Genomic DNA, 12092 nt, shown 5'->3' on the forward strand with positions numbered 1-12092 from the left:
CCCTATTCACCGAATTCGTTGGTTGGTTTGTGCCGGCCGTCTTCTAGAGCAGCCCGCCGCGGCCCCAGCCGCGGGTGAGCCGGCGAATCGCGAACACACCGCAGACCAGCGCGATCCCCAGCAGGATCGCCGCGGGCCGCACGACTCCGGCCGCGTCGCCGGAGACCGCGGCCTGCAACATCTCCAGGGCCCAGTAGCCGGGGGACGCCTGCGCGGCGACCTGCGCCCACTCCGGCATCAGGCTCAGCGGCACCAGCGCCCCGCCGAGCGAGCTGAGCGTCAGCGCGCCCACGTCCGTGATCACGCTGAGCTCGCCGTGGCTGCGCACGATGGCGGCCAGCAGCGCGCCGATCGCCAGCAGCGTGAACGCCCAGAGCAGGATGGCCCCCAGGACCAGCGGGACGTTGCCCGGGATGGGCAGGCCGATGACGAGGCAGCCGTACACCAGCAGGATGGTCTGCTGCGCGACCATCACCACGTAGATCGGCAGGGTCTTGCCGATCAGCAGCTCGGCGGCCGGCGCCCGGCTCACCCGCAGCCGGTCCCAGGTCTTCCAGGTGCGCTCGGCCAGGATCGCGTTGCCCGCGATGGAGATCGCGAACACCGAGAACATGACCAGCAGCCCGGTCACCACCTTGGTGGTGCCGCCCTCGACCGCCCGTACGTAGAGCGGCTTCAGGACCAGCATCAGGACCATCGGCATGACCACGTAGCTGATCGTCTGGCCGGGGTCGCGGAGCCGGATGAGCGTGTTGTTGTTCGCCAGCGCGCGGATCCGGTACATGGATTCGCGCAGGGCTGCGGCCGGCCCGGGGCGGTAGCCGGTGTCAAGGAGCATCGCTGACCGCCAGGGATCGGTAGAGGTCGTCCAAGGAGGGGTTGTGGACCTCGATCGTGCTGATCGGCCGCTCGGCGCGGCCCAGCAGGTCGATCAGGGTGGCGGCCGGCTGCGTGGTGGAGACGCGGACCTCCTCCTCGTTGTCGTGGATCAGCCGCACCTCCCCGGGCAGACCGTCGACCAGCTCGTCGTAGGTGCCCCGCGCGATGATCTTCCCGTTGCGGGCGACCGCGATGGTGGCCTGCAACTCGACCAGTTCGGGCAGGTAGTGCGTGGTGTAGACGATGGCCGCGCCGTCGCCGGCGCGCTGCTTGACGACGTCGAGCATCGCCTCGCGGGTCTCCAGGTCGGCGCCCGCGGTCGGTTCGTCCAGCAGCAGCAGGCCGGGCCGGTTGATCAGCGCGGTGGCCGCCTGGACCCGCCGCTGCTGCCCGCCGGAAAGCGCCGCCGTCCTGCGGTCGATGAACGCGCCGAGCCTCAGCGCGACGGTCAGCTCCTCGATCGCGCTGTCCAGCGCGGCCCGGCGCAGCCCCGCGAGCTTGCCGAACAGGGTGAGGTGCTCGCGCACGGTGACGGACGGATAGAGCGCGATGTGCTGCGGCGCGACGCCCACCCGCCCCCTGCTCGCCGACGGCGGACGTCCGTCGATGGTCACGTGACCGCCGTCCTGACGGATCAGGTACGACACGATCTCCACGAAGGTCGTCTTGCCCGCGCCGTTGTGCCCGACCAGCCCGACGATCTCACCGGCCGCCACACTCAGGCTGAATCCGTCCAGCGCCAGGACCGGGCCGTATCGCTTGACAAGATCGATGGCTTGCAGCAACGTGTCACCTCCTTGATTATTCACCTCGAAAAGACGGTTGCTTTTCGCGGGCCCGCGAATTTGATAATTCGAATTTGGTCGAAGAAATCGAGTTACCGCTACAGTAGCGGCGGCGGGCCCGGCCGCTATTGGCAGGAAGTGGCCATGGAGAACCGGCCAACGGCGGGCGGCCGGTCTCCGGCAGGGGTCACCCCTACGCGCCGGCGGCACAAAGACAGGGGTTGCGCCCGGCGCCGCGTCCGGCCCATTCCGGGCAGGCTGACCTGCGAAAACGGCCATTCTCAATTGACAGGAAACCGCTGTTCATATTGACCGGTTGATGTCAGAATCTCCGGGTGGCCATCGAACGCTCTGACACGAAGTCGCGGGAGGAAGGCGACGGCCGCCTCAGGGGGCTGCCATCCGTCGCGGCGGGCCCGATCGCCGCCGTCGCGGCGTCGCTCGCGGTCCTGCTGACCGCCTTGTCCGGCCGGTACGGATTCCACCGCGACGAGCTCTACTTCATGGTCGCCGGCGATCACCCCGACTGGGGCTACGTCGACCAGCCGCCGCTGACCCCCCTGCTCGCCCGCGCGAGCACCGCGCTGCTCGGCGACACCCCGGCCGCGCTCCGCGTCGTCGCCACGATCCTCTGCGTGGCCTCGGTCGTGACCGTCGCCCTGATCGCCCGCGAACTCGGCGGCGACCGCCGGGTGCAGTCCGTCGCCGCCTGCTGCGCGGCCGCCTCCGGGATCGTGCTGGGCCTGGGCCACTTGCTGGCCACCGCGACCTTCGACATGCTCGCCTGGCTGGTGATCAGCCTGCTGGTGCTGCGCCTGCTCCGCACCGGCGACGGCCGCTGGTTCGTGGCGATCGGCGTCGCGGTCGGCGTCGGCATGGAGAACAAGCAGCTGCTGGGGCTGCTGGTGGTGACCCTGTTCCTGGCGCTCCTGCTGGTCGGGCCCAGAGACGTGCTGCGCACCCGCTGGTTGCCGATCGGCGCGCTCATCGCCCTGGTCATCGCCGCGCCCAACCTGATCTGGAGCGCCGCGAACGGCTGGCCGCAGTTCGCGGTCGCGGCCGGCATCAGCGAGGACGGCGCGGACGACCGCGTGATGCTCCTCCCGCTGCTGATCGCGCAGCTCTCCCCGCTGTTCCTCCCGATCTGGGTGGCCGGCCTGGTCCGCCTGTGGCGCGACCCGTCGGTCCGCTGGGCCCGGCTGATCCCCGTGGCGACCGTGTTGCTGGTCGCCGTCGTGCAGTTCACCGGGGGCAAGTCGTACTACGTCCTGCCGCTGCTGATGGTCTCGATGGCGGCCGGGGTGGCGCCCGTCGTCGGCCGGGTCCGTCCGCGTGTCCTCGTCGCGGGCATCGCGGTCGCGGCCGCCGTCAACGTCGTCATCGGGCTCCCGGTCCTGCCGCCCGCCGCCGCGAGGTTCCCGAACGCGTTGAACGCCGAGGTGGGGGAGCAGATCGGCTGGCCGGAGTTCGTCAGGTCGGTCGCGGACGCGTGGAACGGGATCCCCGAGGCCGACCGCGCCCGCGCCGTCATCTTCGCCCAGAACTACGGCGAGGCCGCCGCGATCGCGCGGTACGGCCCCGAGCACGGCCTGCCCGCCGCCTATTCGGGACACATGAGCTACGCCGACTGGGGCCCGCCTCCGGACGGCGCCGACGGCCCCGTCCTGCTCGTCCACGTCGCCGCGAACCGCCGCATCCCCGCCCGGTTCACCGACTGCCGGCTCGTCGGCCCGGTCGACATCGGCCACGACATCGACAACCAGGTCAGCGAGAACGTCATCCGGATCTGCGGCCCCGCTCCCGTCCCCTGGTCCGCCCTCTGGCCGAGCCTCCGGACGACCTGATGACGGCACCGACGAGCGGTGAGAAGATGTCACCGGGACGCCCGCCTATCGCGGCGCCGAAACCCTTAGCCTGGCTACCATGCGCGTAGGTTGCCTGATCGGGTCGGGGCGCGACTGCGACATCTACGAGGCCGGTGCGGGCAAGGTCATCCGGCGGGCCAAAGACGGCCGGAGCCTGGAGCGCGAGGCGTCCGTCATGCGCCACGCCAGCCGTGGCGGCTTCCCCGCGCCGCAGGTCTACGACGCCGACGGCCCCGACATCCTGATGGAGCGCCTCGACGGCCCGAGCCTCTACCAGGACGCCGCCGCCCACCCGCGCCGGGTCTGCGATCACGGCAGGCTCCTCGCCGACCTGCTCAAGAAATTGTCCGCCGTCCGCGCCCCCGGCTGGCTCCCCGCCGCCTGCGCCGGCAACCACCTGCTCCACCTCGACCTGCACCCGCACAACGTCCTGCTCACGGGCGACGGACCCCGCGTCATCGACTGGGCCACCGCCCGCCGGGGCGCCTCCGCCGCCGACATCGCCGCCACCTGGCTGGCCCTCGCGTCGGGCTACGTGGACCCCGGGCTGCGCCGCAGCCGGGATCTCATGCTGGCGGCCTTCCTCGACCGCGTCGACCGCGAGGCGGCCCGGCCCTACCTGACCGTTATGGCGGACCGCCGCCGTACCGACCGAAACGCCGACAACGCGGAGACGGCCGCCATCGACCGCCTCCTCGCCCGCGAACACACGACCCTCGAGGAGGCAGTCAATGGCAGATCGACGTGACGTCCGGGTTTCCGATGGCGATCGCGAGGCCGCGGTCGCCCACCTGCTGGCCGCCGTGGACGAGGGCCGCCTCAGCCTCGACGAGTACAACGACCGCATGAGCCGCGCCTACGCCTCGGTCACCTTCGGCGACCTCGACAAGCTCTTCGTGGACCTCCCCAGCGCCCCGGCCACGACGCCCACCGTCACCGCCACCCAGACGAAGGCGCCGGTGGTGGCGACGGGCGCGTTACCCCGCTGGCTCAAGGTCGTCTGGATCGCCTGGGCCGCCAAGGTCGCCCTCAACCTGGTCATCTGGGTCCTGCTCAGCTTCACCGAGCGCGAACTCATCTACTTCTGGCCGATGTGGGTCATCATCCCGCCGGGCCTGGTGCTGCTCGCCGTCAGCTACGCCGTCACCGCCTCCAAGCGGAGCGCGCGTTCCTGACGGTAAATCCGCAGTGGTGTCGTGCGTGAACGGCGGCAACGGGGGCATCCGGGCGTGATGCGCGGCTGGAAGAGTTTCACCCCCGAGGAAGGACGGCGATTCGATGGCCTGGTGGCCGAGAAGGTGCCTGCCGTACTGAGCGTGATCAGTCTGGAGGTGCAGATCAAGACGCCCGAGGACCTGGACCGGCTGTCCGGCGACCTCGACCTCATCACCCGGGATCTCAGCGGGCCGACACTGGGCATGGGGCCGCCCGCTCTGTTCGTCGCTTCGACGCTGGTCATCCATCATCTGGTGGAAGCCCTCGCCGCGGCCTGCGGCGACGACCTCGAGACGACCTGGCGCAGGGAGGCCGCGGTCATCATGGAGAGTCTGGCGCAATTGCCCGGCGATGATCAGGACCCCGGCAGGGACTGACCCGCCCCACCCGGCAGATGACCAGGCTGCTCGACCTCGCCGGGCTCGGCGGCCGCTTCCCCGTCCTGGCGGGCGTAGGACGTGAGGCGGTCGGCGAGCGCGATGACGAGGTCGCGCAGTTCGCCGGGGCGCTCGACGACGAACGGCCGGTCGAGTGAGGCGAGGAGGGGAGGCAGCCAGTCGAGCCGCTCCACCCGCAGGTCGACGCGCCGCCACCGCTCGCTCGTGGGCTCGTGCTCCTCCAGGCCCGCGACGCCGGGGGGAAGGCGGGCGCGGATCCGCCCGACCGTCCCGTGGACGCGCAGGGTCACCTCATGCCGGTGATCGGCCGTGGCGAACGCCGACAACAACCGTCGTGCCGGATCGGCATCCGCGGGCGCCTCGAACGAGCCGGGCAGGGCCCGCACGTCCTCGATGCGATCGAGCCGCAGGCTTCGCTCCGCGCCGATCCGGACGTCGTCGCCCGTGACGTACCACCGGCCCGCATGGGAGACGATCCCGTACGCGTGCAGCGTGCGTTCGCTTCGGCGTCCCTCCCGGTCGGTGTAGCGGATCGAGACCGGTCGGCGGTGGCGCACCGCGTCGGCGAGGGTGAGCAGGACCTCGGCGTCCGGGGTGGCGAACTCGCCGGGCTCGTCGGTGAAGGCGAGAGCCTCCAGGAGCGGGCCGAGCCGGCGGGCGAGGTGCCTGGGCAGCACCCGCCGGATCTTCGCCGACGCCGTCTCGCCCGCCGTGCGCTCGGCCGTCGTCAACCCCGCCCGGCGGCCGGCGACCAAGCCGAGCAGGACGGCCAGCGCCTCGTCGTCGGTGAGCATGAGCGGGGGCAGGCGGTAGCCGGGGGCGAGCCGGTAACCGCCGTAGCGGCCGCGCACCGACTCCACGGGCACGTCCAGGTCGATCAGCTGGTCCACGTAACGCCGCACGGTGCGTCCCTGGACGCCGAGCCGGTCGGCGAGTTCGGCCACGGTCCGGGTGCCGCCCGACTGCAGCAACTCCAGGAGCGTCAGCACGCGGCCGGTGGGTCGGGGCATCTCGTCAGGCTAACGCGGATACAGGACCGGTTCTGTCCACTATCTCTCCTAGCCTCCGACGTGCACGTTTCCACCGACCGAGGAGACATCCATGGACTTCGTCTCGATCCGCATCATCACCGCCGACGTGGCGCGCCTCGTCGGGTTCTACGAGAAGGCCACGGGGGCGCGGGCGACGTGGGCCACCGACGACTTCGCCGAACTCAGGACCTCGGGCGCCACCCTCGCCATCGCCGGCACCCGCACCGTCCCGCTGTTCGCCCCCGGCTCCGCCCGACCGGCGGACAACCACAGCGTGATCATCGAGTTCCTCGTCGGCGACGTGGACCTCGTCCACCAGAACCTGATCGGCCTCGTCCCGGGCTTCGTCGCCGAACCGACCACGATGCCCTGGGGCAACCGGTCGCTGCTGTTCCGCGACCCCGACGGCAACCTGGTCAACTTCTTCACCCCCGTCACCCCGGCGGCGATCGAGAAGTTCGGCCGCACGGACGGATGAGGTCGTCCTGCTCGGGTGGCCTACTCCGCGTCCGCCGGCGGTTCCTGCGATCGTTCGAGCAGGGACGCGGCGAGACGGCGGACGGCGGCGCGCAGCTCGGGCGGGGCGACGATCGTGAAGGGGTGGCCCAGGCCGGCGAGCATGGTGGCGGCGCCGTCGAGGGACTCGGCGCGCATGGTCATCAGCGTCCCGCCGGGGGTGGCGGTGAGTTCGGCGACGGACGGCGGGATGCGACGCGCGGCCTCGGCGGGCGGCACGTGCAGCACGACCTCGACGGTGTGCGTGTAGGGGACCCGGGCCAGCGACGCGACGACGTGCCGGACCGGGTCGGCGTCGTCGGGGATGTCGTAGGTGCCCTCGCCCGCCGTGACCGAGGAGATCCGGTCGACGCGGAAGGTGCGGGTCTCGCCGGAACGGTGGTCGTGCCCGGTGACGTACCAGCGGCCCGAGTGGAAGACCAGGCCGTGGCCGTCGAGGTCGCGCCGGGTCTGCTCGCCCTTCCACGATCGGTAGTCGAGGGTGACGCGGCGGCGGTCGCGGATGGCGGCGGCGAGCGTGAGCACGGCCCGGCTCGCCGGGGTCGCGCCGACCCGTTCGGCGAGGGTGAAGTCGAGGGTCTCCTCCAGCGCGCCGACCTCGTCGCGCAGCCGGACCGGCAGGACCCGGAGGATCTTGGCCAGCGCGGCGTCGGCGGCCCCGGCCGCCAGGCCCAGACGTCGCGCGGCCCGCAGCCCGAGGACGGCGGCCGTCGCCTCGTCGTCGGTGAGCATCAGGGGCGGCAGCTTGTAGCCGGGCAGCAGCCGGTATCCGCCGTGCCTGCCGCGCTCGGCGACCACGGGAACGCCGAGGTCGGCGAGCCGGGCCGCGTAGCGCCGCACGGTCCGCTCGTCGACGCCGAGCCGGTCGGCGAGGTCGCGCCCGCCGAGCCGGTGATGGGTCTGGAGGATCTCGAGCATCGCCAGCACGCGGGTCGTCGGATGTGACACGGATCTCTCTCTTAATCCGGGCGGATCTTGTCCGGTATCGAGCTTAGTGTCGGCCCGTCCCTCGAACGAAAGGACGCCCACGATGGCGAACTATGTGCTGGTCCCCGGATTCTGGCTCGGTGCCTGGGTGTGGGAGGAGGTGGCGCGGGAACTGCGCGAGGCCGGGCACCACGTGCGGCCGGTGACCCTCACCGGGCTGGCCGAACGCGCCGGAGAGGCGTCGGCCGAAGTGGGTGTCGAGACCCACGCCGCCGACGTCATCGCGGCGATGGAGGGCTGGGACGACGTGATTTTGGTCGGGCACAGCGGAGCCGCCGTCCCGGTGACCGCGGTGGCCGACCGCCGTCCGGAACGGCTGAGCCGGGTCGTGTACGTCGACACCGCGCCCCCGCCGTCGGGCCTGGCCGTGATCGACTTCAACGACCCGGACACCCAGAAGGCCTGGCGCGCCCAGGTCGGCGACGGGTTCGCCCTCGACGTGCCGCCGTTCGAGCCGGGCGGCGGGCAGTTCACGGACCTCACCGAGGAGCACCTGGCACTGATCCGCGCCAGGGCCACCCCTGAGCCCTGGGGCGCGGCGACCCAGTCCGTGCGGCGGCCGGAACAGATTCCGGCGACCCCGAAGACCCTGATCGCCTGCACGATGCCCCTCGCGGCCGTGCGCCAGATGATCGGCTCGGGCGATCCGCTGTACGCGCCCCTCGCCACCCCCGAATGGACGTTCGCCGAACTGCCCACGGGCCACTGGCCGATGCTCACCCGGCCGAGGGAACTCGCCGCCCTGCTCTGACACCGACATTGAGGTCGCCCGCGCAGCGCCACTTGAAATCGCCCCGGTATGCCCGATGATTGCCTGGCGACACGAAAGGAGACCGCCAGGTGGCGTCGGAGATGCGGGTGGCGCTGCTCGGTTCCGTCGAGGTGTCCTCGGGGGGCCGTACGAGTTCCCTGTCACGGTCACGGCTCCGCGCCGTCCTGGGCCTGTTGGCCCTGCGGGCGGGCCGGGTCGTCCCCGTCGAGGCCCTGATCGACGGTCTCCACGGCGAGGACCCGCCGCCCGCCGCGACCCGCACCCTGCACGCGCACGTCTCCCATCTGCGCCGATCCCTGTCCGACCTCGGGGCCCGCGAGATCGTGGAGACCCGTTCGCCCGGCTACCGCCTGGCACTGCCCGAGTCGTCGGTCGACGTCTTCCGCTTCCAGCAGGGCGTGTCGGCCGGCCGGGCCGCCCTGGCCGCGGGCGACGCGATGACCGCCGCCACCACCCTCGCCGCCACGCTGGCGATGTGGCGCGGCGACGCCCTGGCCGACTGCGGGGTGCACGGCTGGGCCCACGGCGAGTCCGGCCGCCTGCGCGAACTGCGCATGGCCGCGACCGAGGACCTCCTCGACGCCAGGATCCGCCTCGGCGACCACCGCGCCACGGCGGCCGAACTGGAGGCCCTCGTCACGGTGGACCCGCTGCGCGAACACCTGTGGGAACTCCTCATGACCGCCCACGCCCTGGCCGGCCGCCAGGCCGACGCGCTGCGCGTCTACCAGCGGGTGCGGCGGGTGCTCCGCGACGAACTGGGCCTGGAACCCGGCCCCGAACTCCGCCGCCTGGAAGCGGCGGTCCTCTCCGGCGAACCCCTTTCCGGTACGACCACGACCACCGGCCCGAACCCACGAACCGGCCCGCCCGCACCGCCCCCGCGCAGCGCCCAACCGACCGGCCCGGCCCCGACCGCCGCTGATCATCACGGTAAGCCCGCCAGTGAGCCCGCCAAGGCGCCCGGCAGGGAGTCGGGCAGGGAGTCCGGCAGGGAGTCCGGCAGGGAGTCCGGCAGGGAGTCCGGCAGGGAGTCCGGCAGGGAGTCCGGCAGGGAGTCCGGCAGGGAGTCCGGCAGGGAGTCCGGCAGGGAGTCCGGCAGGGAGTCCGGTGGGGAACCCGGCGGGGAGTCCGCCAAACAGTCCGGTGGGGAACCCGGCGGGGAGTCCGGCAGGCAACCCGGCAGGGAGCCCGGCAGGGAGTCCGGCAGGAATTCCGCCAGCGAGTCCACTGCTGAGCCCTCCCGGGAGGTCGGCGGCGCTGCCCTGGAGGCCGTTCGGCCCGCCGTCTCGCCGGTTCCCTCGCGGGCGCCAGGCGGGGTGTTGCCGCCGAGGCTGGCCTACCGGAGTGAGAGTTCCTCGGCCGAGCGGGCGCCGGGCGCGGCCCCGCCGCCCCGGCTCGCCTACCGTGGCCCCGTCGGGGCGTCCGCTGCTCAGGGTGGCCGTCCGTCGGGGGGAACACGCCGGCCCGGAGCCGCGCCCGTGGGATCGATGGCGATCCGCCATGCCCCCGAACGGGTGGAGAGCAGGCCCGCGACCCCGCCCGTCACCCCCCGCGCCGCTCTGTCGCGGGCCGTTCCCGTCGTCATGACCCGGCTGATCGGGCGGGACGCCGACCTCGTGCACGTGTCGGAGCTGGTGACCGCGCATCGGCTGGTCACGCTGACCGGACCCGGGGGAGTGGGCAAGACCCGGCTGGCGGGAGCCGTGGCCGCCCTGGTCGGCGAGGGGTTCGACCGGGTCGAGATGGTCGAGCTGACGGGGGTGGCCACCGCCGAGTTCGTGGTCCCGGCGGTCGCCGACGCGCTGGGCGTGCACGCCACCGGGGCGCGCGGGCTGGAGGCGGCGCTGGCCGAGGCGCTGCGCGGGCGGCGGGTGCTGCTTGTGCTGGACAACTGCGAGCACGTCGCCGCCGAGGTCGCGTATCTCGCGCACTGGCTGCTGGGCAAGGCGGCCGACGTGCACCTCCTGGTCACCTCGCGGGAGGTGCTGCACGTCACCGGAGAGGTGGTGCGCCCCGTCCGGCCGCTCGCCGCGCACGGCCCCGAGTTGTTCCTCGAACGCGCCGGACTGTCCGCCGACCTCTCGCCCGCGGACGCGGCCGCGCTGGAGCGCATCTGCGTCGAGCTCGACGGCCTGCCGCTCGCCCTGGAGCTGGCCGCGGCGCGGGCGCGGGTGCTCTCGCTCACCGAGATCGCCGACCGGCTCAACGACCGGTTCTCCCTGCTCACCGGCGGTCCGCGTACCGCGCTGCCGCACCACAGGGGGTTGCGGGCCGCCTGCGAGTGGAGTTTCCAGCTCCTCGACGACGAGGAACGCGACCTCCTGGCCGCCCTGTCGGTCTTCACCGGCGGCTTCGACCTGGCCGCGGCGGCGGCCGTGGCCGGGCACCCCGACGAGCTGGCGGTGCTCGACACCCTGGCCAGGCTCGTGGACAAGTCCCTGCTCACTGCCGACGTCACCCCCGGCGGGGCGCGCTACGGGATGCTGGAGACGATCCGGCGGTTCGCCGCCGAGACCCTCGGCGACGGCGAGCGGGCCAGGCGGGCGCACGCCGCCCACTTCCTGGCGCTGGCCGAAGAGGCCGAGCGCGGGCTGCGGGGCACGACCCTGGTCGCCGCCCTCGACCGGATGTCGGCCGAGCACGCCAACCTGCGCGCCGCCCTCGGGTACGCCACCGGCGACCAGGCCCTCCGGCTGGCCGTCGCCACCTGGCGCTACCTCTATCTGCGCGGCCACTACTCCGAGGGCCGCCAGTGGCTGGAGTCCACCCTGTCGGATGAGGCCCCCACGCCCCTGCTCGCGAAGGCGCTGGTCGGGCTGGCCACGCTGACGGCGTACCAGTGCGACTACACGACGGCCACCGGGTACGCCGAGCGGGTCCTGGAGATCGAGGAGGATCCCGGCGCGCTGAGCCTGCTCGGCGAGATCGCCCGCGAGACCGGACGTCACGACGACGCCATCGCCCACCACGAACGCGCCATGAGCCACCACGAGGCGCGCGGAGACACCTGGGGCGTCGGCTTCCAGCTCGAACTGATGGCGCTGGCCGGCTGGCTGGCCACCCGCTGGGACGAGGCCCGCGACTGGGCCACCCGGGCCCACGGGATCTTCGCCGGGCTCGGCGACAAGGAGCGCCTGGGCTGGACCCTGCTCGACCTGGCCGCCGTCGACCACTACACCGGCCGTGACCCGTCCGCGCGGCTCAGGGAGGCCGAGCGGCTCTTCGGGGAGGTCGGCTTCCCCGAGGGACAGGGGTGGACGGAGAACCTGCTGGCCCTCACGGCGCTCGGCCGGGGCGAGGTCGCCACGGCCGCCGCGCACCTGCGCACGGCGCTGCGCATCCAGCGTGATCTCGGCGACCTGTGCCGGGGCGCCAGCCTCGTGGAGGCCATGGCGCGGGCGGCGCACCTGGCCGGAGAGACCCGAAGGGCCGCCGAGCTGGTCGGCGGCGCCTCCGTCATCAGGACGGCGATCGGCTCCCCGGTGCCCCCGGCGGAACGCGCGGACCTCGGCGAGCTCCGCGCCTCCCTCGCCGAGGTCCTCGGCGAGCCCGCGTACCAGGAGGCCCTGGCGTCAGGCCGCGGTCACACCGTTCCGGCCGTGCTCGCCGTGGCGCTCGGGTCCTGAGTCCGTCTCCCGGCG

The 12092-nt window shown here is 72.9% G+C and carries 11 protein-coding genes; 7 read left to right on the forward strand and 4 right to left on the reverse strand.

Translation table 11 applies throughout. From position 1 onward, the window contains the following. Positions 1-43: 43 nt before the first annotated feature. A complete protein-coding gene (locus QSK34_RS04750; protein ID WP_285580288.1) occupies positions 44-838 on the reverse strand; it encodes an ABC transporter permease in 795 nt (264 codons plus the stop codon). After that, entirely contained in the window at positions 828-1664 is an 837-nt protein-coding gene (locus QSK34_RS04755) for an ABC transporter ATP-binding protein (RefSeq protein ID WP_285580290.1), read from the reverse strand. Before QSK34_RS04755 ends, QSK34_RS04750 begins: the two co-directional genes overlap by 11 nt. Positions 1665-1999: 335 nt before the next feature. Here QSK34_RS04755 and QSK34_RS04760 point away from each other — a divergent pair, with 335 nt between their 5' ends. The 4 genes from QSK34_RS04760 to QSK34_RS04775 all read left to right on the forward strand — a co-directional run bounded on the left by QSK34_RS04760 (position 2000) and on the right by QSK34_RS04775 (position 5121). After that, the gene (locus tag QSK34_RS04760) at positions 2000-3508 is read left to right on the forward strand and encodes a glycosyltransferase family 39 protein (protein ID WP_285580292.1); all 1509 of its coding nucleotides are present in this window, start codon (positions 2000-2002) and stop codon (positions 3506-3508) included. A gap of 79 nt (positions 3509-3587) precedes the next feature. Then, positions 3588-4277, forward strand: a complete 690-nt coding sequence (locus tag QSK34_RS04765) for a phosphotransferase (RefSeq protein ID WP_161478401.1) — start codon at positions 3588-3590, stop codon at positions 4275-4277. Continuing rightward, on the forward strand, positions 4261-4704 hold the full coding sequence (locus QSK34_RS04770) for a DUF1707 SHOCT-like domain-containing protein (RefSeq protein ID WP_161478400.1): 444 nt from the start codon (positions 4261-4263) through the stop codon (positions 4702-4704). Before QSK34_RS04765 ends, QSK34_RS04770 begins: the two co-directional genes overlap by 17 nt. Before the next feature lie 21 nt (positions 4705-4725). After that, positions 4726-5121, forward strand: coding sequence for a hypothetical protein (locus QSK34_RS04775; protein ID WP_285580295.1), 396 nt, complete (start codon positions 4726-4728; stop codon positions 5119-5121). Here QSK34_RS04775 and QSK34_RS04780 read toward each other — a convergent pair. Next, positions 5100-6152, reverse strand: a complete 1053-nt coding sequence (locus QSK34_RS04780; RefSeq protein WP_285580297.1) for a helix-turn-helix transcriptional regulator — start codon at positions 6150-6152, stop codon at positions 5100-5102. The two genes, QSK34_RS04775 and QSK34_RS04780, sit on opposite strands and share 22 nt — an antisense overlap. 91 nt (positions 6153-6243) lie before the next feature. On the opposite strand from QSK34_RS04780, the gene QSK34_RS04785 reads away from it, so the two are divergent. After that, complete coding sequence (locus QSK34_RS04785) at positions 6244-6651, forward strand: VOC family protein (RefSeq protein WP_285580299.1); 408 nt, start codon at positions 6244-6246, stop codon at positions 6649-6651. A gap of 20 nt (positions 6652-6671) precedes the next feature. On the opposite strand, the gene QSK34_RS04790 is transcribed toward QSK34_RS04785, so the two are convergent. Then, a complete protein-coding gene (locus QSK34_RS04790; RefSeq protein ID WP_285580300.1) occupies positions 6672-7637 on the reverse strand; it encodes a helix-turn-helix transcriptional regulator in 966 nt (321 codons plus the stop codon). Positions 7638-7719: 82 nt separating this feature from the next. Between QSK34_RS04790 and QSK34_RS04795 the strand changes: the two genes are divergently transcribed. Then, a complete protein-coding gene (locus QSK34_RS04795) occupies positions 7720-8427 on the forward strand; it encodes an alpha/beta fold hydrolase (protein WP_285580302.1) in 708 nt (235 codons plus the stop codon). 89 nt (positions 8428-8516) lie between these two features. After that, positions 8517-12077 (forward strand): BTAD domain-containing putative transcriptional regulator, encoded by a 3561-nt coding sequence (locus tag QSK34_RS04800; protein ID WP_285580304.1) that lies wholly within the window; start codon positions 8517-8519, stop codon positions 12075-12077. Positions 12078-12092 lie beyond the last annotated feature (15 nt).

The organism is Herbidospora sp. NBRC 101105, assembly GCF_030269205.1.
Taxonomy (GTDB): domain Bacteria; phylum Actinomycetota; class Actinomycetes; order Streptosporangiales; family Streptosporangiaceae; genus Herbidospora; species Herbidospora solisilvae.

What these genes read in the sequence shown, in the direction of transcription:
- QSK34_RS04750 (WP_285580288.1), bottom strand. Translation starts at nt 838, where the DNA reads ATGCTCCTTGACACCGGCTACCGCCCCGGGCCGGCCGCAGCCCTGCGC.
- QSK34_RS04765 (WP_161478401.1), top strand. Translation starts at nt 3,588, where the DNA reads ATGCGCGTAGGTTGCCTGATCGGGTCGGGGCGCGACTGCGACATCTAC.
- QSK34_RS04770 (WP_161478400.1), top strand. Translation starts at nt 4,261, where the DNA reads ATGGCAGATCGACGTGACGTCCGGGTTTCCGATGGCGATCGCGAGGCC.
- QSK34_RS04780 (WP_285580297.1), bottom strand. Translation starts at nt 6,152, where the DNA reads ATGCCCCGACCCACCGGCCGCGTGCTGACGCTCCTGGAGTTGCTGCAG.
- QSK34_RS04785 (WP_285580299.1), top strand. Translation starts at nt 6,244, where the DNA reads ATGGACTTCGTCTCGATCCGCATCATCACCGCCGACGTGGCGCGCCTC.
- QSK34_RS04795 (WP_285580302.1), top strand. Translation starts at nt 7,720, where the DNA reads ATGGCGAACTATGTGCTGGTCCCCGGATTCTGGCTCGGTGCCTGGGTG.